15 protein-coding genes are annotated in these 25,632 nt (G+C 66.3%); 6 read left to right on the top strand and 9 right to left on the bottom strand.

Features of this window, described 5'->3' with window-relative positions:
• Nucleotides 1-56 precede the first annotated feature (56 nt).
• The 4 genes from rpoC to rplJ form a co-directional block, all read right to left on the bottom strand.
• Nucleotides 57-4,355: a DNA-directed RNA polymerase subunit beta' gene (rpoC, locus tag ASE95_RS03695; protein WP_056631577.1), complete on the bottom strand. Its 4,299-nt coding sequence runs from the start codon at nucleotides 4,353-4,355 to the stop codon at nucleotides 57-59.
• 125 nt (nucleotides 4,356-4,480) lie between these two features.
• Nucleotides 4,481-8,659, bottom strand: a complete 4,179-nt coding sequence (rpoB, locus tag ASE95_RS03690) for a DNA-directed RNA polymerase subunit beta (protein WP_056631575.1) — start codon at nucleotides 8,657-8,659, stop codon at nucleotides 4,481-4,483.
• A gap of 424 nt (nucleotides 8,660-9,083) precedes the next feature.
• A complete protein-coding gene (gene rplL / locus ASE95_RS03685; protein ID WP_056631570.1) occupies nucleotides 9,084-9,458 on the bottom strand; it encodes a 50S ribosomal protein L7/L12 in 375 nt (124 codons plus the stop codon).
• A 78-nt stretch (nucleotides 9,459-9,536) separates the two neighbouring features.
• Nucleotides 9,537-10,052 (bottom strand): 50S ribosomal protein L10, encoded by a 516-nt coding sequence (rplJ, locus tag ASE95_RS03680; protein ID WP_056633128.1) that lies wholly within the window; start codon nucleotides 10,050-10,052, stop codon nucleotides 9,537-9,539.
• A 391-nt stretch (nucleotides 10,053-10,443) separates the two neighbouring features.
• Here rplJ and ASE95_RS03675 point away from each other — a divergent pair, with 391 nt between their 5' ends.
• Entirely contained in the window at nucleotides 10,444-12,915 is a 2,472-nt protein-coding gene (locus ASE95_RS03675) for a PhoX family protein (RefSeq protein ID WP_056631567.1), read from the top strand.
• Nucleotides 12,916-13,235: 320 nt separating this feature from the next.
• Here ASE95_RS03675 and ASE95_RS03670 read toward each other — a convergent pair whose 3' ends face one another.
• The gene (locus ASE95_RS03670; RefSeq protein WP_056633123.1) at nucleotides 13,236-14,939 is read right to left on the bottom strand and encodes a DEAD/DEAH box helicase; all 1,704 of its coding nucleotides are present in this window, start codon (nucleotides 14,937-14,939) and stop codon (nucleotides 13,236-13,238) included.
• A 100-nt stretch (nucleotides 14,940-15,039) separates the two neighbouring features.
• Between ASE95_RS03670 and ASE95_RS03665 the strand changes: the two genes are divergently transcribed.
• Nucleotides 15,040-15,900 (top strand): oxidoreductase, encoded by an 861-nt coding sequence (locus ASE95_RS03665; RefSeq protein WP_056631565.1) that lies wholly within the window; start codon nucleotides 15,040-15,042, stop codon nucleotides 15,898-15,900.
• Here the strand turns inward: ASE95_RS03665 and ASE95_RS03660 are convergent.
• The 4 genes from ASE95_RS03660 to ASE95_RS03645 all read right to left on the bottom strand — a co-directional run bounded on the left by ASE95_RS03660 (nucleotide 15,884) and on the right by ASE95_RS03645 (nucleotide 19,007).
• Nucleotides 15,884-16,468, bottom strand: a complete 585-nt coding sequence (locus ASE95_RS03660; protein WP_056631562.1) for a TIGR02466 family protein — start codon at nucleotides 16,466-16,468, stop codon at nucleotides 15,884-15,886. The genes ASE95_RS03665 and ASE95_RS03660 overlap by 17 nt on opposite strands.
• A gap of 118 nt (nucleotides 16,469-16,586) precedes the next feature.
• Nucleotides 16,587-17,153 carry an aminoacyl-tRNA hydrolase gene (gene pth / locus ASE95_RS03655; RefSeq protein ID WP_056631559.1) on the bottom strand — a complete coding sequence of 189 codons (567 nt, stop codon included), beginning with the start codon at nucleotides 17,151-17,153 and terminating at the stop codon, nucleotides 16,587-16,589.
• A 95-nt stretch (nucleotides 17,154-17,248) separates the two neighbouring features.
• The gene (locus tag ASE95_RS03650; protein WP_056631557.1) at nucleotides 17,249-17,935 is read right to left on the bottom strand and encodes a 50S ribosomal protein L25/general stress protein Ctc; all 687 of its coding nucleotides are present in this window, start codon (nucleotides 17,933-17,935) and stop codon (nucleotides 17,249-17,251) included.
• A 181-nt stretch (nucleotides 17,936-18,116) separates the two neighbouring features.
• Nucleotides 18,117-19,007, bottom strand: coding sequence for a TraB/GumN family protein (locus ASE95_RS03645; RefSeq protein WP_082449500.1), 891 nt, complete (start codon nucleotides 19,005-19,007; stop codon nucleotides 18,117-18,119).
• 129 nt (nucleotides 19,008-19,136) lie between these two features.
• Here ASE95_RS03645 and ASE95_RS03640 point away from each other — a divergent pair, with 129 nt between their 5' ends.
• From ASE95_RS03640 to ASE95_RS03625, 4 genes are all read left to right on the top strand, one after another.
• On the top strand, nucleotides 19,137-19,976 hold the full coding sequence (locus ASE95_RS03640) for a glycine--tRNA ligase subunit alpha (RefSeq protein ID WP_056633121.1): 840 nt from the start codon (nucleotides 19,137-19,139) through the stop codon (nucleotides 19,974-19,976).
• Entirely contained in the window at nucleotides 19,973-22,126 is a 2,154-nt protein-coding gene (glyS, locus tag ASE95_RS03635; RefSeq protein WP_056633117.1) for a glycine--tRNA ligase subunit beta, read from the top strand. Before ASE95_RS03640 ends, glyS begins: the two co-directional genes overlap by 4 nt.
• A 73-nt stretch (nucleotides 22,127-22,199) precedes the next feature.
• Entirely contained in the window at nucleotides 22,200-24,869 is a 2,670-nt protein-coding gene (ppdK, locus tag ASE95_RS03630; RefSeq protein ID WP_056631551.1) for a pyruvate, phosphate dikinase, read from the top strand.
• Nucleotides 24,866-25,600, top strand: a complete 735-nt coding sequence (locus tag ASE95_RS03625) for a PEPxxWA-CTERM sorting domain-containing protein (RefSeq protein ID WP_056631548.1) — start codon at nucleotides 24,866-24,868, stop codon at nucleotides 25,598-25,600. Before ppdK ends, ASE95_RS03625 begins: the two co-directional genes overlap by 4 nt.
• Nucleotides 25,601-25,632: the final 32 nt, after the last annotated feature.

Raw genomic sequence — 25,632 nt, 5'->3', positions numbered from 1 at the left:
GCCGCCCGGACGATCCGGACGGCGGCTTTCTTGGCTCAGGCCGGCCTGAGCAAGGATTACTCCTTGTTCAGATACTCGCCAGCATCGGCATCGGTGCCGGTGCCCGAGGGCACCACACTGGCCAGCGGATCGCTGCCGGTGCCCGCGTTCTCGCGCGCTGTGCGTGCTTCCTCGGCCGCACGGGTCTTCGCGGCGGTAGCCGCCGCACCGGCCGCCACCATCGCCTCCTGCAACTTGCGCTGCTGCGCACGAAGCACGACGTCGCGCGACGAAGCCGCGACACGCAGGCGGTTCATGCCCGCGCCGGTGCCTGCCGGGATCAGGCGGCCGACGATGACATTCTCCTTCAGGCCCATCAGCGTGTCCTGCTTGCCTTGGACCGCCGCCTCGGTGAGGACGCGGGTGGTTTCCTGGAACGACGCCGCCGAGATGAAGCTGCGGGTCTGCAGCGACGCCTTGGTGATGCCGAGCAGGACCGGCTTGCCCGCTGCGCGTGGCTGGCCATCCTCCAGCTTGTCGTTAATCGCGTCCATTTCCTCGCGATCGACCTGCTCGCCCACCAGCAAGGTGGTTTCGCCCGACTCGATGATCTCGACCTTCTGCAGCATCTGACGAACGATCGTCTCGATGTGCTTGTCGTTGATCTTCACGCCCTGCAGTCGATAGACTTCCTGAATTTCGCTGACGAGATATTCCGCCAGCGGCTCGATGCCCATCGTTTCCAGAATGTCGTGCGGGTTCGGCGAACCACCGATCAGATTGTCGCCGCGCTTGACGTAGTCGCCCTCCTGGACGTCGATCACCTTCGACTTGGGCACCAGATACTCGACGACCTCGCCGCCATCCTCGGGCTGGATGCCGATCTTGCGCTTCGCCTTGTAATCCTTGCCGAACACCACCCGGCCGGAAACCTTGGCGATGATCGCCGCTTCCTTGGGGATGCGCGCCTCGAACAACTCCGCGACCCGCGGCAGACCGCCGGTGATGTCGCGTGTCTTGGCCGATTCCCGAGCGACACGCGCCAGCACGTCGCCGGCCTGCACGGTCGAATTGTCCTCGACCGACAGCACCGCACCGGGGGCCAGCAGGTAACGCGCCGCCTCGCCCGAACCTTCGTCGAGCAGGGTCATGCGCGGACGCAGATCCTCCTTCGACTTGGTCGTCGCGCGATATTCGATCACAACGCGCTGCGCGATACCGGTCGCCTCGTCGACCTGCTCGGTCAGGGTCTTGCCCTCGATCAGATCCTGGAACTTCACGGTACCGCCGGTTTCCGTGATCACCGGCATGGTGAACGGATCCCATTCGGCCATCCGGTCGCCCTTGCTGACGATATGGCCGTCGTCGAACATGACGTGCGCACCGTACGGAATCTTGTGCACCGCCAGTTCGCGCCCGTCCATGTCGACGATTGCGATCTCGCTCGACCGGCTGAGCACCACGCGACGCCCGCGCTGGTCCTCGATCACGCGCAGGTCGCGGAACTCGATGGTGCCGTCGACCGGCGCCTCCAGGTTCGACTGCTCGTTCAGCTGCGCCGCGCCGCCGATGTGGAACGTCCGCATCGTCAGCTGCGTGCCCGGCTCGCCGATCGACTGCGCCGCGATCACGCCGACCGCTTCGCCGATATTGACCGGTGTACCGCGGGCAAGGTCACGACCATAGCATTTGCCGCACACGCCGACCTTCGATTCGCACACCAGCGGGGAGCGGATCTTCATGGCAAGCACGCCCAGCGCCTCGATCTGCGCGACCATCGGCTCGTCCAGCAGCGTGCCGGTGGGGATGATCACCTTGCCGCTCTTGGTGTCGACCACGTCCTCGGCCGTGGTGCGGCCCAGGATGCGCTCGCCCAGCGAAGCGATGGTCGATCCGCCCTGCACGATCGCCTTCATCTCCAGCGCGCGCTCGGTGCCGCAATCCAGTTCGACGATGGTGCAATCCTGCGACACGTCGACCAGACGGCGGGTGAGGTAGCCCGAGTTGGCGGTCTTCAACGCCGTATCCGCCAGGCCCTTGCGCGCGCCGTGGGTGGAGTTGAAATATTCGAGGACGGTCAGCCCTTCCTTGAAGTTCGAGATGATCGGCGTCTCGATGATCTCGCCCGACGGCTTGGCCATCAGCCCGCGCATCCCCGCCAGCTGCTTGATCTGCGCCTGCGAGCCACGCGCACCGGAGTGCGCCATCATGTAGATCGAGTTGATCGGCATCTCGCGACCGGCATGCTCGCCGTCCTCGTAATGCCGAACCGCCTTGATCTCGTTCATCATCGAGTTCGCGACCTGATCGCCGCAACGGCTCCAGGCGTCGATGACCTTGTTGTACTTCTCCTGCTGCGTGATCAGGCCGTCCTGATATTGCTGCTCATAGTCCTTCACCTGGTCGCGCGTCTCGTCGACCAGCTTGTCCTTGTCGGGCGCCACGAGCATGTCGTCCTTGCCGAACGAGATGCCGGCGCGGAACGCGTGGCGGAAGCCGAGCGACATGATCGCGTCGGCGAACAGCACGGTTTCCTTCTGGCCGGTGTGACGATAGACCTCGTCGATCACGTCGCCGACGTCCTTCTTCGTCAGCAGGCGGTTGACGGTGTCGAACGGCACCTTGTGGCTCTTGGGCAGCGTTTCGCCCAACAGCATGCGGCCCGGCGTCGTCTCGAAGCGCTTGAGGTACTGCTTGCCGCTTTCGTCGGTCTGCGGAACGCGGCTGACGATCTTGGTATGCAGCGTCACCGCACCGGCGTTCAGCGCCTGATGCACCTCCGCCATGTCGGAGATCATCATGCCCTGACCCGGCTCGTTCTGCTTCTCCATCGAGAGATAGTAGAGGCCCAACACCATGTCCTGCGACGGCACGATGATCGGCTTGCCGTTCGCGGGCGACAGGATGTTGTTGGTCGACATCATCAGGACGCGTGCTTCCAACTGCGCCTCAAGGCTCAGCGGAACGTGAACGGCCATCTGATCGCCGTCGAAGTCGGCATTGAACGCCGAGCAGACCAGCGGGTGCAGCTGAATCGCCTTGCCCTCGATCAGCACCGGCTCGAACGCCTGGATGCCAAGACGGTGAAGCGTCGGTGCCCGGTTCAGCAGAACGGGGTGCTCGCGGATCACCTCGTCCAGGATGTCCCAGACTTCCTTGCGCTCCTTCTCGACCCACTTCTTGGCCTGCTTCAGGGTCATCGACAGACCCTTGGCATCCAGACGCGCGTAGATGAACGGCTTGAACAGCTCGAGCGCCATCTTCTTGGGCAGGCCGCACTGGTGCAGCTTCAGTTCCGGCCCGGTCACGATGACCGAGCGGCCCGAATAATCGACGCGCTTGCCCAGAAGATTCTGGCGGAAGCGGCCCTGCTTGCCCTTCAGCATGTCGGACAGCGACTTCAGCGGACGCTTGTTCGCGCCGGTGATCGTCCGCCCGCGGCGACCGTTGTCGAACAAGGCGTCGACCGCTTCCTGCAACATGCGCTTCTCGTTGCGGACGATGATGTCCGGCGCGCGCAACTCCATCAGCCGCTTCAGGCGGTTGTTGCGGTTGATGACGCGGCGGTACAGGTCGTTGAGATCCGACGTCGCGAAGCGGCCGCCGTCCAGCGGCACCAGCGGGCGCAACTCGGGCGGGATGACCGGCACGACCTCGAGGATCATCCATTCCGGACGGTTGCCCGATTCCAGGAAGCTCTCGACGACCTTCAGCCGCTTGATGATCTTCTTGGGCTTCAGCTCCGACTTGGTCGTCGCCAGCTCTTCGAGCAGCGCGACCTTCTCGCCTTCGAGGTCGAGGCTTTCGAGCATGATGCGCACGGCTTCTGCGCCAATGCCGGCGGAAAAGGCGTCCTCACCATATTCGTCCTGCGCGGACAGCAGCTCGTCCTCGGTCAGCAGCTGGAACTTCTCCAGCGGCGTCAAGCCGGGCTCGATGACGATATACGCCTCGAAATACAGCACGCGCTCCAGCTGCTTCAGCTGCATGTCGAGCAACAGGCCGATGCGGCTCGGCAGCGACTTCAGGAACCAGATGTGCGCGACCGGCGCGGCCAGTTCGATGTGGCCCATCCGCTCACGGCGCACCTTCGAGACGGTGACCTCGACGCCGCACTTCTCGCAGACGATGCCCTTGTACTTCATGCGCTTGTACTTGCCGCACAGGCATTCGTAATCCTTGATCGGACCGAAGATGCGCGCGCAGAACAGGCCGTCGCGCTCGGGCTTGAACGTGCGGTAGTTGATGGTCTCGGGCTTCTTGATCTCGCCGAAGGACCAGCTGCGGATCTTGTCCGGGGACGCGATTCCGATCTGGATCTGGTCGAACGTCTCCGGCTTGGCGAGCGGATTGGCGAAATTGGTCAGTTCGTTCATGTTTCGCTCCAATTCCCTTCCCGCGTGCGGGAGGGGGTAGGGGAGGGCGTAAATCTGTCGGGAAGGGTTAGCGCCTGTCCGGCCCTCCCCCGACCCCTCCCCCGGAAGGGAGGGGCAAGGTCACTCTATTCCGCCGCGATGGCGATGCCGTCATCGTCCTTGGCTTCTTCCATCGACCGCAGGTCGACGTTGAGGCCCAGCGAGCGCATTTCCTTGACGAGCACGTTGAAGCTCTCCGGAATGCCGGCCTCGAACGTGTCGTCACCCTTGACGATCGCCTCGTAGACCTTGGTGCGGCCGACCACATCGTCCGATTTCACCGTCAGCATTTCCTGCAAGGTATAGGCGGCACCGTACGCCTGAAGCGCCCAGACCTCCATCTCGCCGAAGCGCTGGCCGCCGAACTGCGCCTTGCCGCCCAGCGGCTGCTGGGTGACGAGGCTGTACGGCCCGATCGACCGGGCGTGGATCTTGTCGTCCACCAGGTGGTGCAGCTTCAGCATGTAGATGATGCCCACCGTTACCTGGCGGTCGAACTTGTCGCCGGTACGTCCGTCGAACAGGTCCGACTGGCCCGACGTGTCGAGACCCGCCAGCTCCAGCATGTCGGACACGTCCTTCTCGACCGCGCCGTCGAACACCGGGGTGCCCATCGGAACGCCAGGCGTCAGGTTCTGCGCCAGCTCGATGATCTCGCTGGCATCGCGCGAGTCGATGTCGTCGAGATAATGCTCGCCATAGACGGTGCGCAGCCGGTCCTTGACCGCGTCGGGCATGTCGCCCGGCTTGGCGTCAGGGTTGGCTTCGCGCCAGTCTTCGAGCGCATGCTTGATCTGCTGGCCAAGGCCACGCGCCGCCCAGCCGAGGTGCGTCTCGAAGATCTGCCCGACGTTCATGCGGCTCGGCACGCCCAACGGGTTGAGCACGAGATCGACCGGCGTCCCGTCGGCGAGGAACGGCATGTCCTCCGCCGGCAGGATGCGGCTGATGACGCCCTTGTTGCCGTGACGGCCGGCCATCTTGTCGCCCGGCTGCAGCTTGCGCTTCACCGCCACGAACACCTTGACCATCTTCAGCACGCCCGGCGGCAGTTCGTCGCCACGCTCCAGCTTCTCGCGGCGATCCTCGAACTTGTCGCGGATCCGCTTGGCAGCCTCGTCGTACTGGCCCTTCACCGCTTCCAGGTTCGCCTGCACGGCATCATCCTGCACCGCGAACTTCCACCATTCGTGGCGCTCGACGCTGTCGAGCACTTCCATGTCGATGGTGATGCCCTTCTTCACGCCCTTCGGCGCGCCGGTCGCGACCTGATCCAGCAGCATTTCACGCAGCCGGCTCCACGTCGCACGGTTCAGGATCGTACGCTCGTCGTCCGAGTCCTTCTTCAGGCGCTCGATCTCCTCGCGCTCGATCGCCATCGCGCGCTCGTCCTTGTCGATGCCGTGACGATTGAAGACGCGCACGTCGACGATCGTGCCGGCGACGCCCGGCGGCAGGCGAAGCGAGGTGTCGCGAACGTCCGAGGCCTTTTCGCCGAAGATGGCGCGGAGCAGCTTCTCCTCCGGCGTCATCGGGCTTTCGCCCTTCGGCGTGATCTTGCCGACCAGAATGTCGCCCGGCTCGACCTCGGCACCGACGTAGACGATCCCCGCCTCGTCGAGGTTGCGCAATGCTTCCTCGCCGACGTTCGGGATGTCGCGGGTGATGTCCTCCGGCCCCAGCTTCGTATCGCGAGCCATCACCTCGAACTCGTCGATGTGGATCGACGTGAACACGTCGTCCTTCACGATCCGCTCGGAGATGAGGATCGAATCCTCGTAGTTGTAGCCATTCCACGGCATGAACGCGACCAGCGCATTGCGCCCCAGCGCCAGCTCGCCGAACTCGGTCGACGGGCCGTCGGCGATGACGTCTCCGGCGTTCACCACGTCGCCCACCTTCACCAGCGGGCGCTGGTTGATGCAGGTCGACTGGTTGGAACGCTGGAACTTCATCAGCGTGTAGATGTCGACGCCCGACTTGGCGGAGTCGATCTCACCGGTGGCGCGCACCACGATACGTGCCGCGTCGACCTGATCGACGATGCCCGCACGCTTCGCCGAGATCGCTGCGCCCGAATCGCGCGCCACGGTCTCCTCCATGCCGGTGCCGACAAACGGCGCCTCGGCCCGCACCAGCGGCACGGCCTGACGCTGCATGTTCGAACCCATGAGCGCGCGGTTCGCGTCATCGTTTTCCAGGAACGGGATCAGCGACGCCGCGACCGACACCAGCTGCTTGGGGCTGACGTCCATCAGCGTCACCGTTTCCGGCAGCGCCATCAGGAACTCGCCCGCCTGCCGCGCGGAAACCAGCTCCTCCGCAAACGAGCCATCCTCGTTCAGCTCGGCCGACGCCTGTGCGACGGTGTGTTTCTGCTCCTCCATCGCCGACAGATAGACGACATCACCGGTCACCTTGCCGTCGATGATCTTGCGGTACGGCGTCTCGATGAAGCCATATTTGTTGACCCGCGCGAAGGTGGACAGCGAGTTGATCAGGCCGATGTTCGGGCCTTCCGGCGTCTCGATCGGGCAGATGCGGCCATAGTGCGTCGGGTGAACGTCGCGAACTTCGAAGCCCGCACGCTCACGCGTCAGACCGCCCGGTCCGAGCGCCGAGACACGACGCTTGTGGGTGACTTCGGACAGCGGATTGGTCTGATCCATGAACTGCGACAGCTGCGACGAACCGAAGAACTCACGCACCGCGGCCACCGCCGGCTTGGCGTTGATCAGGTCGTTCGGCATCACGGTGGACACGTCCACCGACGACATGCGCTCCTTGACCGCTCGCTCCATGCGCAACAGGCCGACGCGATACTGGTTTTCCAGCAGCTCGCCCACCGAACGCACGCGGCGGTTGCCGAGGTTGTCGATGTCGTCGATCTCGCCCTTGCCGTCCTTCAGGCCGACCAGCGTCTTGATGACGGCGAGGATGTCCTCGCTGCGCAGCGTCGTCACCGTGTCCTCTGCATCGAGGTCGAGGCGCATGTTCAGCTTCACGCGGCCGACGGCCGACAGGTCGTAGCGATCCGGATCGAAGAACAGGCCAGCGAACAGCGACTCGGCGGTCTCCAGCGTCGGCGGCTCGCCAGGGCGCATCACGCGGTAGATGTCCGACAGCGCCTGCTCGCGCTCCTCGGCCTTGTCCGCCTTCAGCGTGTTGCGAATCCACGGACCCGTCGACGCATAATCGATGTCGAGCAACTCGATGCGGTCGATACCCGCCTTGTCGAGCTTCTCCAGGTTTTCCGGCCCGATCTCGTCACCGGCCTCGACATAGATTTCGCCGGTCGAAGTGTTGATGAGGTCATAGGCCGAGAAACGGCCGTAGATCTCGTCGGTCGGGATCAGCAGCGTCTCGAGGCCATCCTTTCCGGCCTTGTTCGACGCACGCGGCGTGATCTTGGTGCCTGCGGGGAAGATCACTTCGCCCGACTTGGCATCGACGATGTCGAACGTCGGCTTTACGCCGCGCCAGCTCTCGACCACGAACGGAATCTGCCAGCCACCCTGGCCGCGCACGAACACGACGCGGTTGTAGAAGTGGTTGAGGATCTCCTCGCCGGTCATCCCCAGCGCGTACAGCAGCGCCGTGACCGGCAGCTTGCGCTTGCGATCGATACGGACGTTGACGATGTCCTTGGCGTCGAACTCGAAATCGAGCCACGAGCCACGATAGGGGATGACGCGCGCGGCGAAGAGATACTTGCCCGACGCGTGGGTCTTGCCACGATCATGGTCGAACAGCACGCCCGGCGAGCGGTGCATCTGCGACACGATGACGCGCTCGGTCCCGTTGATGAAGAACGTGCCGTTCTCGGTCATGAGCGGCATGTCGCCCATGTACACGTCCTGCTCCTTGATATCGAGCACCGAGCGGGTTTCCGTATCGGGATCCACCTCGAACACGATCAGGCGCAACGTAACGCGCATCGGGGCCGCGTAAGTGATGCCGCGCTGACGGCATTCCTCGACGTCGAACTTCGGCGGCTCCAGCTCGTAATTGACGAAGTCCAGCTCGGCAGTGCCGGCGAAGTCGCGGATCGGGAACACGCTGCGCAGCGTCTTTTCCAGACCGGAGACATAGCCGATCGACGCATCGGAACGCAGGAATTGTTCGTAGCTCTCGCGCTGAACCTCGATCAGGTTCGGCATCTGCACGACTTCGTGGATGTTGCCGAACACCTTGCGGATGCGGCGCTTGCGCGTCCCGCCCTTGTCGGTCCGCGCGGTGCCCGCGTCGATCGGATTGGTCGCCATAAAAGCTTTTTGCCTCGTCAGCCGTCAAAATGCAGGCGCATGATCGAACGCACAAAAGCCGATCGCAATCAGATGCGTCGGCTTTCAGCGTCCGGAACCAAAACTTCCCAATCCGATCGACGCGCTGCGCAAGGCGTGCCGTTTCCCGGAAGCTGTGGTGATGATGCGGATATAAGCGGGCGGGGGGTGTGTGTCAAACCCGTTGCCGTCATGGTCGTTGCGACCCGGGCAAGGCAATACCCGGTGAAGGACGCTGCCGTGGCGGCGGGCGCGAAAAAGGGGCGGCACCCGTGACGGGTGTCGCCCCTTTTGCTGGCTGCCGTCATGGGGGCGAACCCCATGGCGTCTAACGAACGGGCTTGGGCCGTTCGTCGGCCGGCCGTGCGTGGGGACGGGCTCGTCGGCCCGCCCCTTACGCTGCGGCTTACTTCAGCTCGACGGTCGCGCCGGCTTCTTCCAGCTGCTTCTTGACCTTCTCGGCCTCGTCCTTGTTCACGCCTTCCTTGACCGGCTTCGGCGCGCCCTCGACGAGAGCCTTCGCTTCGGTCAGGCCCAGGCCGGTGATCGCGCGGACTTCCTTGATGACGTTGATCTTCTTGCCACCGTCGCCGGTCAGGATCACGTCGAACTCGGTCTTCTCTTCGGCGGCCGGGGCCGCTGCGCCGCCGCCGGCGGCCGGTGCTGCGACCGCCGCTGCGGCCGAAACGCCCCACTTCTCTTCGAGGAGCTTCGACAGCTCGGCTGCTTCGAGGACGGTCAGCTCGCTCAGCTGGTCAACCAGCGCGTTCAGGTCTGCCATGATGTTCTTCCTTCAGACGGGGACAGGTGCCCCGCGGTTCAATACCGGTTCAACAATTCAAAAGGATGCCGCCCGAAATCAGGCCGCCTCCTTCTCCGAATAAGCCGACAGCACGCGCGCGATCTGCGCGGCCGGTGCCTGGGTGATCGTTGCCAGCTTCGTGGCGGGTGCCACGATCAGGCCGACGATCTTCGCACGCAGCTCGTCAAGCGACGGCAGCGTGGCCAGTGCCTGCACGCCCGCCACATCGAGCGGGGTCGTGCCCATCGCGCCGCCGACGATCTCGAACTTGTCGGTCGTCTTGGCGAACTCGGCGGCAACCTTGGCAGCCGCGACCGGATCGGTCGAGGTCGCAAGGCCGACGGGGCCGGTCAGCATGTCGCCGATCGAGCCATAGTCGGTGCCGTCCAGCGCGATTCTGGCAAGCTTGTTCTTCGAGACCTTGTAGGTCGCGCCGGCGTCCCGCATCCGGTTGCGCAAGTCGGTCGACTGCGCCACCGTCATCCCCAGGTTGCGGGTGACGACCACCACGGCAACCTCGGAGAAGTTACGGTTGAGCTCGGCGACGGCCGCGGTCTTCTGACTACGATCCATGCCATTCTCCACATTGGGAAAGATCGCGCGGATGCGCGACCCTTCCGGGTACGAACCGCCACGCGCTTTCGCAACGGGCGGCATAGTCCAGCGATGGGGAATGACCGGAGCCGCGGCGCACGCGATTGAAGCGCGACGCAGGTGGCATCGATCCTGTCCCCGCCTCGGCGGGGAATTAAGACCCGTGTGGGTCACCCGCTGTCTCGGACGGAGCGTCGCTGCCCGAAGGCATACGACGCGCGGGCGGTCCAATAGCGTATGGAGCGCTCAGGTCAAGCGTTTCGCCGTATGTCACGCCACTGCCATCGCTTTGTCATGCGGTCGTCGTCGAACTGCAATCGCGCTGCCGCACCACGCCGCCAAAGGAGCGCCAGACGAAGCGGGGAATATCATGACCGGACAATGCCTGATCGAGACCGTCGGCTACGACGACGGTGACATCGACACCAATCTTTCGACCACCACCCACCTCAACGAGCTGGTATCGCGCCGTTATTCGCGTCGCTCGTTGATGGGCGGGATGAGCGCGATGACCACTGCCGTGTTCGGCGGCGCGCTGCTGACGGGGTGTGGCGACGACGACCGGGACGTCATCACCGTGTCCGACGGCACCACCGTCCAGGCGCAGGGCGGACGCGTCGTGACGCTCAGCGCGACCGCCAGCGACAATGCCAGCACCACCACCTTCACGCAGGTCGCCGGCCCGACCGTGCCGGTCGTGGCAAGCGGCAATTCGATCACCTTCATCGCGCCGAACGTGGCACAGGCGACCGCGCTGGTGTTCGAATTCAGTGCCAGCGGGCGCAGCGGCACCAGCAGCGCACGCTCGACCGTCAACGTCGTGCCGGCCACACTGGATTTTACGGCGGTGGCGAAGAACAGGAACGACGTCGTCACCGTGCCGTCGAACTACAACGTCACCGTGCTGTACCGGCTGGGCGATCCGATCGCCGCAGGGGTTTCCGCCTATGCCAACAACGGCACCGACGCCAATTTCGCGCAGCGCGCCGGCGACCATCATGACGGCATGAGCTATTTCGGGTTGGCCGCTACCGGCACCACGCCGGATCTCGCCGGCAATGTGCGCGGCATCCTGGTGATGAACCACGAGAACATCACCGAGGGTTATCTGCACCCCAACGGCCCGACCGGCTTGACGTCGTCCGGCGTCCGTCCGGAAGCCGAGGCGATCAAGGAGATCGAGGCGCACGGCGTATCGGTGGTCGAGGTCACCCGCGCGGGCAACACCGGCGCGTGGAGCTACGTCCAGGCCAGCACGCTGAACCGCCGCATCACGCCCAACACGCCGATGCAGTTCACCGGCCCGGCGCGCGGCAGCGCCGCGCTGCGCACCCGCGTGTCGAACGACGGCACGCGCAGCAACGGCACGATCAACAATTGCGCCAACGGCCACATGCCGTGGAACACGTACGCGACGTGCGAGGAAAACTGGGCGGGCTATTTCACCCGCGCCGCCGGTGACGAGGCGTTGCGCACCGCCGCCGGGGTCCAGAAGGAGAACGCCTCGTTGCGCCGCTATGGCATCGGGCAGGGTCGTACCGGCAATTATCGCTGGACCACCGTGACCCCCGCGGATGCGAGCAGCACGACCTTCTCGCGCTGGAACGCCAGCATCCTCGCCGACGCCGCGGCGGACGGTACGCAGGATTTCCGCAACGAGCCGTTCACGTTCGGCTGGGTGGTCGAGATCGATCCGTACAACCCGCAATCGCTGCCCCGCAAGCGCACCGCGCTGGGACGGATGAACCACGAAGGTTGTCAGCCCGGCCGCACTGTCGCGGGCATCCGCCCGGCCTTTTACATGGGCGACGATGCGCAGAACGAATATATCTACAAGTTCGTGTCCGACGCGGCGTGGGCCGATGCCGATGCCACCGCGACCGATCGACTCGCCATCGGCGACAAGTATCTGGATGCCGGCACCTTGTACGTGGCGAAGTTCGCGGACGACGGCACGGGGACGTGGCTGCCGCTGGTCTTCGGGCAGGGGCCGCTGACCCCGACCGGTTATCCCGCCTATGCCTTCGCCGATCAGGCCGACGTCGTCATCAACACCCGCCTCGCCGCCGACGCGCTCGGTGCGACGCCGATGGACCGTCCGGAATGGACCGCGGTGAACCCGGTCAACGGCGAGATGTACTGCACGCTGACCAATAATGGCTCGCGGACGGTCGCGCGCGTCGATCCGAGCAACCCGCGCGCCTATGTCGATCCGCCATCGACCTCGGTCAGCAACCGCAACGGCCATGTCATCCGCCTGCGCGAAACCGGCGATCGCAGCGACGCGACGACCTTCACCTGGGACATCTATGCCTTCGGTGCCGGCTCCGACCTCGACCCGACCAACATCAACCTGTCCGCGCTGGACGCCACCAACGACTTCTCCTCGCCCGACGGCCTGTGGTTCGGCCTGCCGACCAACGCCAGCGGACAGGTCGCGCCGCTGATGTGGCTGCAGACCGATGACGGGGCGTTCACCGACGTCACCAACAACCAGATGCTGGTCGGCATGCCCGGGCGCGTCGGCGATGGCGGCACGCGTCAGGTGACCAGCACCGGCGGCGGCGCCAGCCGTACCGTGACGACGCGGGTCGGCGCCGCGCCCGGCACGAAGCTGAAGCGTTTCCTGGTCGGCCCGGTGGAATGCGAGATCACCGGTATCAGTTCGACCCCGGACGGACGCTCGCTGTTCGTCAACGTCCAGCATCCCGGCGGCGACGGCGATGCAGCGAAGGTCACGTCGAACTGGCCCGCGTCGCAGGCCGGCGCAGCGACGGGCAGCCGCCCGCGCTCTGCCACGGTCGTCATCACCAAGGCAGATGGCGGCGTCGTCGGACTGTAACGTGCCGAAGCCGGTCGATATTCGGCGCTGACAGCCTGCAAACCTCGGTTTCGGCACGTCACACCCGTATGTCGACCGGCCTTGCATGGCGGTGCTCCCCGCGGGTCAGGGGTGCGCTCTCGCCGTCTTGACCTCGGGTTCGCTATTCGTTGGCAGCGGCGGTGGTGGAATCCCCGCGGCAGGCCGGCGGCGGTGCGACGGTCGATCGAACGTTTTCATCGATGCCGTTGCGGCGCGTCGGCGTGGACGGATTTACCGCCCCACCGGCCGGCGGGTCGGCGGGGCGGCGTCGCCGCCTCACGCGCTAACCGCGCATTCGATCAGCGTCGCGGCCCGCGTGGTCCGCCGCGTGGCGCGCCACCGCTTGCTCCGGCACCGTGGCGACGCTGCGGGGGGCCGCCGGCGGCGCTGCGGATCGGCGCGGCGCCGTTCGGCATCGGCTCGATGCGGATGCCGCTCTCGTCCTCGCCATCGGCGTTCGCGCTGGCCTTCACCGCCGCTGCGAAGCGCCCGGCGAGCGCGCTGGGCACCTGGAACTGCGTCTCGGAAGGCCCGATGCGGATCGCACCGATCTCCGCCTTGGTCACGTGACCGCGACGGCACAGCAGCGGCAGCACCCAGCGCGGATCGGCGTTCTGGCGGCGACCGACGTTCATGTGGAACCACACCACGTCGTCGAAGCCGTCGCGATGGCCCTTCTGCTGGCGTTCGGTCATCTCGCTGCGATCGGCGAGCTCCTCCGGCGCGGGCAGCGCGGCACGCTGCGCGGCAACGAACGCGCCGGCGATCTCCTCGGGCGTGCGCTGCGCCAGCAACTCGGCGGCCAGCGCCTTGTCCTCGTCCTCGACCTCGACGGGCGCGAGCAACCGTTCCAGCAACCGCTCGCGATCCTTGGCACGGATCGCCTCGGCGGTCGGCACATCGCCCCATTCGGTGGCGATGCGCGCGCCGCGCAGCATCATCTCGACGCGGCGACGGCGCGGATACGGCACGATCAGCACCGCCGTGCCCTTCTTCCCGGCGCGCCCGGTACGGCCCGAACGGTGCTGCAATACCTCGGCATCGCGCGGCATTTCAACGTGGATCACCAGGCTGAGCGTCGGCAGATCGATGCCGCGCGCCGCGACGTCGGTGGCGACGCAAACCCGCGCGCGGCGATCCCGCAACGCCTGCAAGGCATGGTTGCGCTCATTCTGCGAATGCTCGCCCGACAAGGCGACCGCGGCAAAGCCACGCTCGACCAATCCGGCGTGCAGGTGACGCACGTTGTCGCGCGTCGCGCAGAACAGCATCGCGGTCTCCGCCTCGTAGAAGCGCAGCAGGTTGATGACCGCATGTTCGATTTCGGACGGTGACACGGTGATCGCACGATAGGTGATGTCGCCGTGACCGCGCTGTTCGCTGACCGTCGAGATGCGCAGTGCGTCGCGCTGATATGCCTTGGCCAGCGCCACGATCGGGCGCGGCAAGGTGGCGGAGAACAGCAACGTGCGCCGCTCCTTCGGCGTCTGGTCGAGCAATGCCTCCAGATCGTCGCGGAAGCCCATGTCGAGCATCTCGTCGGCTTCGTCGAGCACCGCGGCGCGGATTTGCGCCAACTTCAGCGCGCCGCGTTCGGCATGGTCGCGCAAGCGGCCGGGGGTGCCGACGACGATGTGCGCGCCCTGCGCCAGTGTGCGTCGTTCGCGGCTGGCATCCATGCCGCCGACGCAGGTGGCGATACGCGCCCCGGCGTACAGCCACATCAATTCCTTGGCGACCTGCAACGCGAGTTCGCGGGTCGGGGCGATTACCAGCGACAGCGGCGCGGCGGCGGGCGGCAGTTCGCCGTCGTCGGTCAGCAGCTGTTCGGCCATCGCAAGACCGAATGCGACGGTTTTGCCGGAGCCGGTCTGTGCGGAAACGAGGAGGTCTCGGCCGTGCGCGGCCTCGGCCGTCACCTCGGCCTGAACGGGGGTGAGCGCGGCATAACCACGCGTTGCGAGCGCGCTGGCGAGCGCGGGGGGGAGATTCGGGAAGTCCATGAAGTTTGCCACATGGACCTTTCTTCGGAAAATTGCCAGCGGGAACGCGGTCCCATAACGGCGCGTTCGTGGGACCAGCTGTAAAATCAGGAAATTCTGCATGACACTTCCCGCCGATCCGGTGTGGTTCATCACCGGTTGCTCGACAGGCTTCGGGCGCGAGCTGGCGAAACTGGTCGTGGAACGCGGCTGGCGCGTCGTGGCGACGGCGCGGGATGCGTCGCGCGTTGCCGATCTGGCGGACGGGCATGAGGGGCGGGTACTCCCGCTGGCGCTCGACGTGACCGATACGGGCGCGATCGCCGGAGCGGTGCGCGCGGCGGAGGAGAAGTTCGGGCGGATCGACGTCCTCGTCAACAATGCCGGCTACGGCTATCAGTCGAGCATCGAGGAAGGCGAGGATGGCGAGATCCGCGCGCAATTCGATGCCAACGTCTTCGGCCTTTTCGCGATGACCCGCGCGGTTCTGCCGGGCATGCGCGAGCGCGGGCTGGGCGCGATCGTCAACATCACGTCGGTCGCGGGGCTCGTCGGTTTTCCGTCATCCGGTTATTATGCGGCGTCCAAGCATGCGGTGGAGGGCTTTTCCGATGCGCTGGTGGCGGAGGTCGAACCGCTGGGCATCTCGGTGACGTGCGTCGAACCCGGACCGTTCCGCACCGATTGGGCGGGGCGATCGCTGCGCCAGACCGGGAGCCGGATCGCGGCCTATGCGGATACGGCGGCGGCGCGGATGGCGTCGACCAGGGGCTATTCGGGCAACCAGCCCGGCGATCCGGTCCGCGCGGGCGAGGCGATGATCGCGGCGGTCGAACATGCCTCCCCTCCGCGTCATCTCGTGCTCGGCAAATGGGGCCATGACGCGGTCGTCGCGCGGCTGCGCGCACGGATCGAGGAGATCGAGGGGCTGCGCGCTGCGGCGCTGGGCGCCGATTATCCGGACGCTACCAGCGATAGTTGAAGCTGACGCTGATCCGCTCCGCCTTCGCGCTGCTCGGCATGACTTCGTGGCGCAGCCAGCTTTCCCAGAGGAACAGCGAACCGGCGCGCGGTTCGGCGTACACGAACGTGCCGTCGCGCGGCGGCGCAGCCATCAGCATCGGCAGGCGCGGGTCCTCCAGCTTCAGCGCGCCCGATCCTTCGGGCACCGCGACGTAGAAGGTGCCGGAAACAGCGCTGTGCGGATGGAGATGGCCGGAATGGGTGCCGCCGGGCTTCATGACGTTCACCCACAGGCTGTCGAGCTTCATTCGCCGTCCGCCGAGATCGAAGCCGGCCTCCGTTGCGAAGGCGGCGACATGCCGGTCGAGCAATCGCTTCAGGTCGGCGAACGCTGGATCGCGCATCGGCAGGTCGTTGAGCGAGGCATAGCTGGTGTAGCCGCGATAGCCGTGCGCCTTCGACCACCGCTTGCCGGCGATGTCGTCCGCCGCCAGCGCGCGGCACGATTGGTCGAGGTCGTCGAGCAACGCCGCGTCGGCGAGATCGGCTTCGTAGAACATCGTCGGGAATAGCTGGCGGCTGGGCATGGTTCGCGGTCCTGTCGCCCCCGCGCTGTCCGGAAGCTGCCGTCGCATGGAAGCCCGGTCGGCCGGACACAAGCCCCGTCGCACTCCACGTTGCGCCGACCGCCACCGGCAGCCCCCGCTATCCCAGCCGCAGCGCCACGTCGTTCATGAATCGCTCGCTGTCGCCTTGGGCCAGCCAGTCGGCTTCCGCGGCGATCGCGCCGAGCAGGTCGCTCAGCGGCTCGATCTCCACCTTTGCGTAATTGCCCAGCACATGCCCGGTCACCCGATCCTTGTGCCCGGGGTGGCCGATCCCGATCCGCACGCGGCGAAAGTCCGGCCCCAGATGCTGGTCGATCGAACGCAGCCCGTTGTGACCCGCGGTGCCGCCGCCCTGCTTCACCTTCAGCTTCATCGCGGCCAGATCGAGTTCGTCGTGGAACACGGTCAGCGCATCGACGTCCAGCTTGTAGAAGCGCAGCGCCTCGCCGACCGAGCGCCCGCTGTCGTTCATGAAGGTCGCGGGCTTCAGCAACAGCACCTTCGCGCCGCCGACGCGACCTTCCTGCAACCAGCCCTGAAATTTCTTCGACGGGGCCGCGAAGCCATGGACCGCGGCGATCGCGTCGATGGCCATGAAGCCGACGTTGTGGCGGTGCATCGCATATTGCGCGCCCGGATTGCCGAGACCGACCCACAGCTGCATCGCGCCGTTCCTTTACATGCGAAGGGGCAGGGGAGCGTCGCCGCTGCCCTGCCCCCCGTATACGACCCACCGCCGCTCGGGCGATGGAGCCGGCATCAGTCCTTCTTCTGGACCGACACCTTGTCGTCGTCGTTGTCGTCGTCGTTCGGCTCGGCGGCGGCAGCCTCGGCCTCGGCCGACTGCGCCTCTGCCACTTCGGCGTCGAGCTGATCGTCGGCGGCGGTCGGCACCGTCGGCGGCACGATCGTCGCGATCGCGAAGTCGCCTTCCAGCGCCGGCGTCGCGCCCTTGGGCAGCTTCACGTCGGCGATGTGGATCGAGTCGCCGATTTCCATGCCCTTGAGCGAGATGGTGATCTCGCTGGGGATGTCGGCGGCGTCGACGACCAGTTCGATGTCGTGCATCGTGATGTTCAGCACGCCGTTGCCGCGCTTGATGCCGGGGGCGTCGTCCTCGTCCACGAACACGACCGGCACCGCGATCGTCACCGACTCATGCTCGCCGATGCGCAGGAAATCGACGTGCATCGGGCGATCGGTGACCGGGTGGAACGCCACGTCCTTGGCCAACGTGCGCTGTCCGGCGACCATGATGACCGAGTTCATGAAATGACCCGTCATCAGCGCCTTGACCAGCGCCTTCTCCTCCAGATGGAGCGAGACGGGTTCCTTGTTCTGGCCGTAGATCACGGCGGGGACGCGGCCGTCGCGACGGAGTGCACGGGAGGCTCCCTTGCCAACCCGGTCACGCGTCTCGGCTGCGAGCGTGATGGTGTCGCTCATCTGATATGCTCCGAAAACTGGTGATACGTTTCCCGACACGCCTCCAGGGATGACCATGACGGGAAGCCGGCGCGCTTAGCGGACGGAGGCGCGAATGGCAAGGTGCGTGGCGGCAGCATCGCGACAGCCACGATGTGCGCCGCCGCCGTATTCGCCGATGTTCCGACGGCGCGCGCGGCGCTCAATATTTCACGCGCACCGCCTTCAGCCGGTACGCGCCCAGCTGATCCTGAACGCTGCCCACGCCCGCCAGATGCCCGGCACCGACCGCGACGAACACCGTTCCCGGTTGCGTCATCCGCTTCGCGATCCACCCCGCCCATTGCTTGTTGCGATCGGTGAGCAGCGCCTTGGCCACTTCCGGCGAGTCCTTCAGCGACTCGTTCATCTCCTTCGCCACCCCGGCGGGATTTCCCGTTGCCCAGGCGTCGACCAGCGTGCCGAACGTCGCATCCACCTTTGGCAGTTCGTCCAGCGTGCTTTCCAGCAACGCCATCTGTGCGTTCTGCGACAGGCCGCCGAACACGCCGAGCTGCCCCTCGAACGTCTCAAGCCCGACCACCGGCTTGCCAGCCGCCTTCGCCGCCGCGCCCAGCACCTTCTCGGGGCCGTTGGCGGGGTCGTAGCCCAGCTTCTGGATCGGCAGCAGCGACAGGGTGACCGCCGCGAACCACGGGCGCATCCGGTCATATGCCGCCGCGGGCACGCCGCCGTCGTTCATCGCCCTGGCGAAGGCGCCGCGATAGTTCGGCGGCAGTCGCTGGGTCAGCGGCGTGCCGGCGGGATCGAAGGCGGTGGCCGCCACCACCTTCTGCTGCGTCGCCGCGTCGGGCTCCACCATCTCCAGCACCAGCGTCTGTGACTGGTCGAACGCCGTCTTCACCGCTTCGTCGAACCACGACAGTCCCGGCTTCAGGACGTGCACCGTGCCGAAGAGATAGATGGTCGTGTCGCGATCCTTCACCACCCACAACGCCGGATCGGCATCCTGTGCGGTGGCGGGGGCGGGGGCCTGTTGCGCGCAGGCCGGCAGGGCGAGCAACAGGGCGAGCGCGGTGGCGGCGATCTTCATGCCTGCTCCATGACGAGCCGCGCGTGCGAAGGGAAGGGGCGACGGCTTTGTTGATTCCGCGCCGCCCATGCGCCACAGACCGCGACCGTGACCGACATCAGCGCTCCCCGCCCGCTCAGCTTTCAGGCGATGATCCTGCGGCTCCACCAATATTGGTCGGAGCGCGGCTGTGCGATCCTTCAGCCCTATGACATGGAAATGGGGGCGGGCACGTTCCACCCCGCCACCACGCTGCGCGCGCTGGGGCCGGACACGTGGAACGCCGCCTACGTCCAGCCGTGCCGCCGCCCCACCGACGGCCGCTATGGCGAGAACCCCAACCGGCTCCAGCATTATTACCAATATCAGGTGATCCTGAAGCCCAGCCCGCCCGATCTGCAGGAATTGTACCTCGGCAGCCTCGCGGCGATCGGCGTCGATACCGGGCTGCACGACATCCGCTTCGTCGAGGACGATTGGGAAAGCCCGACGCTGGGTGCGTGGGGGCTCGGCTGGGAAGTGTGGTGCGACGGGATGGAGGTGACGCAATTCACCTATTTCCAGCAGATGGGCGGTTTCGACATGAAGCCGGTCGCGGGCGAGCTGACCTACGGGCTGGAACGGCTGGCGATGTACATCCAGAACGTCGACAACGTCTACGATCTCGCCTTCAACGACGCGGGCGTATCCTACGGCGACGTGTTCCTCGAAAACGAGCGGCAGATGTCGACGTGGAACTTCGAGGTCGCCGACACCGACGCACTGTTCGACCTGTTCCGCAAATCGGCCGCGGAATGCGAGCGCAGCCTCGCCGCGAAGCTGCCGATCCCCGCCTATGAGCAGGCGATCAAGGCCAGCCATACCTTCAACCTGTTGCAGGCGCGCGGCGTGATCTCGGTGGCCGAGCGGCAGGCGTACATCGGCCGCGTCCGCGATCTCGCGAAGGCCGCCTGCGCGGCATATATGGAAAAGAACGGGTGGGCCGCGTGACCGACTTCCTTCTCGAACTGCGCTCCGAAGAAATTCCGGCGCGGATGCAGGCCAAGGCGCGCGAGGATCTGGCGCGGCTGTTCGCGGCCGAACTGGCGAAGGCGGGGCTGACTGCCGCTTCGGCCGTCACCTATGCCACGCCGCGCCGCCTGACGCTGATCCTGCGCGACCTGCCCGACGCCACGCAGGCGGTGGCGGAGGAAGTGAAGGGACCGCGCGCCGTCGCCCCGCCGCAGGCGCTGGACGGCTTCCTGCGCAAGACCGGGCTGACCCGCGAGCAGCTGGTCGAGCGCGACGGCGTGCTCTACGCCGTCACCGAACGTCCCGGCCGCCAGACCGCGGAGGTGCTGGCCGAGGCGATCCCCGCCGTCATCCGGGCATTCCCCTGGCCCAAGTCGATGCGCTGGGGCGACGCCTCGCGCTCGACCGAGTCGCTGCGCTGGGTGCGCCCGCTGCACGGCATCGTCGCGCTGTTCGGCGAGATGATCGTGCCGACGACGATCGCCGGCGTCGAAAGCGGCGCGGCGACGCTGGGTCACCGCTTCCATCACCCCGGCACGATCACGATCGGATCGGCGGCGGACTACGAAGAGAAGCTGCGCGCCTGCCACGTGATCGTCGACCAGGACGAGCGTGCCGGGATCATCCGCGATCGTGCCGCCGCGCTCGCCGCCGAGGCCGGACTGGTGCTGGTCGAGGACGAAGGACTGGTCGCCGAGAATGCCGGGCTGACCGAATGGCCGGTGCCGCTGCTCGGCCGTTTCGACGCCGACTTCCTTTCGGTCCCGCCCGAAGTGATCCAGCTGACCGCGCGCGTGAATCAGAAATATTTCGTGTGCCGCGATGGGACGGGGAAGCTGGCCAACGCTTTCGTTTGTACCGCTAACATCGTCGCGCACGACGGCGGCGCGAAGATCGTCGAGGGCAACCGGAAGGTGCTCGCCGCGCGGCTGAGCGACGCCCGCTTCTTCTACGACACCGACCTGAAGGTGCCGCTGGAGGAGCAGGCCAAGAAGCTCGACCGGATCGTCTTCCACGAGAAGCTCGGTACCGTCGCGGACAAGGTCGAACGCGTCGCAAAGCTGGCGCGCTGGCTGGTCGAGGAAGGGATTGTCGGCACGCCGGCGCAGGCCGATCAGGCGGAGCGTGCGGCCCGCCTCGCCAAGGCCGATCTGGTCACCGGCATGGTCGGCGAGTTCCCGGAATTGCAGGGGCTGATCGGCGGCTATTACGCCGCCGCGCAGGGCGAGGACGAAGCCGTCGCGAACGCGGTGCGCGATCACTACAAGCCGGTCGGGCAGGGCGACGAGGTGCCCACCGATCCGGTGACGGTGGCGGTGTCGCTGGCGGACAAGCTGGATACAATCTCGACGTTCTTCGCTATTGGTGAGAAGCCGACTGGTTCGAAAGATCCCTTTGCGCTTCGACGGGCCGCGCTGGCGGTCATCAGCCTTGTCGAGCAGTCTCAGCTGCGACTCCCGCTATTTTCTGCGACGTATTGCGCCGTTGAGAATGCGATAAACGGAAAGTGGGCGTTCGATGCTGAAGGCGGCTTCGAGAGCGTGCCAACGTCGATCCTCGACTTCTTCGCCGACCGCCTCAAGGTCCAGCAACGCGAAGCCGGCATCCGCCACGACCTGATCGACGCAGTGTTCGCGCTCGGCGGCGAGGACGATCTCGTCCGCCTGCTCGCCCGCGTTCGTGCACTCCAGTCGTTCGTCGGCACCGAGGATGGCGCGAACCTGCTGGCCGGGTACAAGCGTGCCGCGAACATCCTGAAGAAGGAAGGCGTCGGCGCGCCGGACGGGGGCAATTACGGCGTGGAAACGGGGCGCGGGTTGCACGATGCCGCAGCGTCCACCGTGGCGACGCAGACGAAACCGCTGTCCTACACGCCCGAACCGAGCGAAGCTGCGCTGGTCGCCGCGCTCGACGCCGCAGAACCCGCCGCCACCGATGCGATCGCGCGTGAGGATTTCGGCGCGGCGATGTCCGCCTTGGCATCGCTGCGCGCCCCGATCGACACGTTCTTTGATAGCGTTATCGTAAATGACGCTGACCCGAACAAGCGTGAAGCACGTCTTAACCTACTGGCGCGCGTTCGCGCCGCAGTGCACAATGTTGCGGACTTCTCGAAGATCGAAGGTTGAGAGCAGCACGCCAGTGTCTCAACATTCGCAACATTCGTCATTTTAAACACTGCGAAATCAGGGACCTGGAATCATGACCCAACGTTACGTCTATCGCTTCGGTGGCGGCGTCTCCGACGGGGGCAAGGGTGATCGGAACCTGTTGGGTGGCAAGGGCGCGAACCTCGCCGAAATGGCGTCGATCGACCTGCCGGTGCCGCCCGGCTTCACCATCTCCACCGCGATGTGCACGCGCTATTACGAGGAGGGCGAAAGCTTCCCGGACTCGCTGCGCGCCGAAGTCGCGGAAGGGCTTGCGCATATCGAGGCGGTGACCGGCAAGCGGTTCGGCGACGCCGCCGATCCTTTGCTGGTTTCGGTCCGCTCCGGGGCGCGGGTGTCGATGCCGGGCATGATGGACACCGTCCTGAACCTCGGCCTCAATGACGAAACGGTCGCGGGGCTGGCCGCGGCGAGCGGTGACGAGCGGTTCGCCTGGGACAGCTATCGCCGCTTCGTGCAAATGTATTCGGACGTGGTGCTGGAACTGGATCACGGCGCGTTCGAAGAGGCGCTGGAGATCGCCAAGGAAGATCGCGGCTATACGCTCGATACCGAATTGTCGGCGGCCGACTGGCAGGCGCTGGTCGCCGAGTACAAACAGATCGTCGAGAAGGAATGGGGCAAGCCGTTCCCGCAGGACGTGCACGACCAGTTATGGGGCGCGGTCGGCGCGGTGTTCGGATCGTGGCAGTCGGAGCGCGCCAAGGTCTACCGCCGGCTCAATAACATCTCGGGCGACTGGGGCACCGCGGTCAACGTGCAGGCGATGGTGTTCGGCAACATGGGCGACACCTCCGCCACCGGCGTCGCCTTCACCCGCGATCCCGCCAAGGGCGACCGCGCGTATTACGGCGAGTTCCTGATCAATGCGCAGGGCGAGGACGTCGTCGCCGGCATCCGCACTCCGCAATATCTGACCAAGGCCGCCCGCGAGGAAGCGGGGGCGAAGCCACTGTCGATGGAAGAGGCGCTGCCGGAGGTCTATGTCGAACTGGCGGCGGTGTTCGACCGGCTCGAGACCCATTATCGCGATATGCAGGACATCGAGTTCACCGTCGAGCGCGGCAAGCTGTGGATGCTCCAGACGCGTTCGGGCAAGCGCACCGCGAAGGCGGCGCTGAAGATCGCGGTCGACATGGCGGACGAGGGGCTGATCTCACGCGAGGAGGCGATCACCCGCGTCGACCCGCAAGCGCTCGACCAGTTGCTGCACCCGACGCTGGACCCCGATGCACCGCGCGACGTGCTGACCAAGGGGCTGCCCGCCTCGCCCGGCGCGGCGAGCGGTTTCGTCGTGTTCGACGCCGATGCGGCGGAGCGGGCGGCGGCCGATGGCAAGGCGGTGATCCTGGTCCGCACCGAAACCAGCCCGGAGGACATCCACGGGATGCACGCGGCCAAGGGTATCCTCACCGCGCGGGGCGGGATGACCAGCCACGCGGCGGTGGTGGCGCGCGGCATGGGGCGGCCGTGCGTGTCCGGCGCGGGATCGCTGTCGATCTCGGCGAAGGACAAGGTGATGCGGGTCGCCGGGCGGGAGATTCGCGAGGGTGACATGCTGACCATCGACGGCGCGACCGGCGAGGTGATGGTGGGCGAGGTCGCGACGATCATGCCCGAATTGGCTGGCGATTTCGGGACGTTGATGGCCTGGGCCGACGACGTGCGCAGGTTGAGGGTGCGCGCCAACGCGGAGACGCCCGCGGATTGCCGCGTCGCGCGCGAATTCGGAGCGGAGGGCGTCGGCCTGTGCCGCACCGAGCATATGTTCTTCGACGCCGCCCGCATCACCGCGGTGCGCCAGATGATCCTGGCCGAGGACGAGGGCGGTCGTCGCGCGGCGCTGGCCAAGCTGCTGCCCGAACAGCGCGCCGATTTCACCGCGATCTTCGAGGTGATGGCCGGCCTGCCGGTGACGGTGCGTTTGCTCGATCCGCCGCTGCACGAGTTCCTGCCGCACGAGGAGAATGAGTTCGCCGAAGTCGCCGCCGCAACCGGGATCGCGATCGAGCAGCTGAAGCGCCGGGCGGCGGAACTGCACGAATTCAATCCCATGCTCGGCCATCGCGGATGCCGGCTGGGGGTGACCTATCCCGAGATCTACGAAACGCAGGCGCGTGCGATTTTCGAGGCGGCGATCGACGTCGCGGAAAAATCGGGTGAGGCACCGATCCCGGAGGTGATGATCCCGCTGGTCGGCACCCGGCGTGAGCTGGAGTTGATGAAGGCGGTGGTCGACACCGCGGCGCAGGCGGTTTTCGCCGAGCGCGGGCGGACGATCGAGTATCTGGTCGGCACGATGATCGAATTGCCGCGTGCCGCGCTGCGGGCCGGTGAGATCGCGGAAGCAGGCGAGTTCTTCTCGTTCGGCACCAACGATCTGACGCAGACGACGCTGGGCGTCAGCCGCGACGATGCCAGCCGATTCCTGAGCGCCTATGTCGAAAAGGGCATCTACGCGCGCGATCCGTTCGTCAGCCTGGATGTCGAGGGCGTCGGTGAACTGGTCGAGATCGCCGCCGAGCGTGGGCGCAAGACCCGGCCGGATATCAAGCTGGGCATCTGCGGCGAACATGGCGGCGATCCGGCGTCGATTGCCTTTTGCGAGCGGGTCGGGCTCGATTACGTCTCCGCCTCTCCGTACCGCGTGCCGATTGCGCGACTGGCGGCGGCGCAGGCTGCGCTGCAGGCCCGCTCATGATCCGCTTCCTCGCGACCGCGCTGCTCGGCACCGCGACGTTCGCCGCCACGTCCGCCCACGCGGCGGTGACGATCGGGACGCAAATCGTCGACACGCGATTGACCGGCACCATCAACGATAGCCCCGCGGCGTCGGAGGGTAGCGATGCCGGGTCCCGTGCGGGGACGATCACCGCGGCGGCGCAAGTCGTGACGGGCGTCGGCAGCGGAACGGCGGTGCGTGGCAGTTCCTCCGTGATCGCGACGCTGACCAGCCCCGAACGCGGCCGGGTGACGTTCCGGCGGACGCTCGCGCCGGGCACCGTCGGCGACGGCGCGGCAATCCTGTCCAGCAGTGCCGGGTATCGTTATTTCTTTACCGCCGACGCGCCGACCGCGTTCGACGTCAACTGGGGTGTGGCGGCTTACGGCATCACCTCCAGCGGCGGCGCGCCGTCGCAAGGGCTGTCGCTGGGTCTGCGCGGCGCGTTCGACACGTTGTTGCGGTTCGATGATCTGGGTGACGGGGCAAGCGGCTCGGCGCAATTGCTGCTCGATCCCGGCAGTTACGAATTGCGCATCGACGACACATTTGCGCCGGTCGCCCCCGCCGGTGTCAGAAGCGGCTTGTCGAGCCAGTACAGCTTCGCATTGCGGACCGTGCCGGAACCGGCGACGTGGATGCTGCTGCTGCTCGGCTTCGGGGTAGTCGGCGTTTCACAACGGCGGCGCCGCGCAGCGCTGGCGAACTGACATCACGCCCGCGCCGCCGGTGACGGACGGCG

The sequence above is a fragment of the Sphingomonas sp. Leaf231 genome (assembly GCF_001421995.1).
Classification (GTDB): domain Bacteria; phylum Pseudomonadota; class Alphaproteobacteria; order Sphingomonadales; family Sphingomonadaceae; genus Sphingomonas.
This window is presented reverse-complemented; position numbering and strand designations above follow the sequence as displayed.

What these genes read in the sequence shown, in the direction of transcription:
- rplL (WP_056631570.1), bottom strand. Translation starts at nt 9,458, where the DNA reads ATGGCAGACCTGAACGCGCTGGTTGACCAGCTGAGCGAGCTGACCGTC.
- rpoB (WP_056631575.1), bottom strand. Translation starts at nt 8,659, where the DNA reads ATGGCGACCAATCCGATCGACGCGGGCACCGCGCGGACCGACAAGGGC.
- pth (WP_056631559.1), bottom strand. Translation starts at nt 17,153, where the DNA reads ATGCAGCTGTGGGTCGGTCTCGGCAATCCGGGCGCGCAATATGCGATG.
- ASE95_RS03650 (WP_056631557.1), bottom strand. Translation starts at nt 17,935, where the DNA reads ATGAGCGACACCATCACGCTCGCAGCCGAGACGCGTGACCGGGTTGGC.
- ASE95_RS03660 (WP_056631562.1), bottom strand. Translation starts at nt 16,468, where the DNA reads ATGCCCAGCCGCCAGCTATTCCCGACGATGTTCTACGAAGCCGATCTC.
- ASE95_RS03670 (WP_056633123.1), bottom strand. Translation starts at nt 14,939, where the DNA reads ATGGACTTCCCGAATCTCCCCCCCGCGCTCGCCAGCGCGCTCGCAACG.
- ASE95_RS03675 (WP_056631567.1), top strand. Translation starts at nt 10,444, where the DNA reads ATGACCGGACAATGCCTGATCGAGACCGTCGGCTACGACGACGGTGAC.
- ASE95_RS03665 (WP_056631565.1), top strand. Translation starts at nt 15,040, where the DNA reads ATGACACTTCCCGCCGATCCGGTGTGGTTCATCACCGGTTGCTCGACA.
- ppdK (WP_056631551.1), top strand. Translation starts at nt 22,200, where the DNA reads ATGACCCAACGTTACGTCTATCGCTTCGGTGGCGGCGTCTCCGACGGG.
- ASE95_RS03645 (WP_082449500.1), bottom strand. Translation starts at nt 19,007, where the DNA reads ATGAAGATCGCCGCCACCGCGCTCGCCCTGTTGCTCGCCCTGCCGGCC.
- rpoC (WP_056631577.1), bottom strand. Translation starts at nt 4,355, where the DNA reads ATGAACGAACTGACCAATTTCGCCAATCCGCTCGCCAAGCCGGAGACG.
- ASE95_RS03640 (WP_056633121.1), top strand. Translation starts at nt 19,137, where the DNA reads ATGATCCTGCGGCTCCACCAATATTGGTCGGAGCGCGGCTGTGCGATC.
- rplJ (WP_056633128.1), bottom strand. Translation starts at nt 10,052, where the DNA reads ATGGATCGTAGTCAGAAGACCGCGGCCGTCGCCGAGCTCAACCGTAAC.
- ASE95_RS03625 (WP_056631548.1), top strand. Translation starts at nt 24,866, where the DNA reads ATGATCCGCTTCCTCGCGACCGCGCTGCTCGGCACCGCGACGTTCGCC.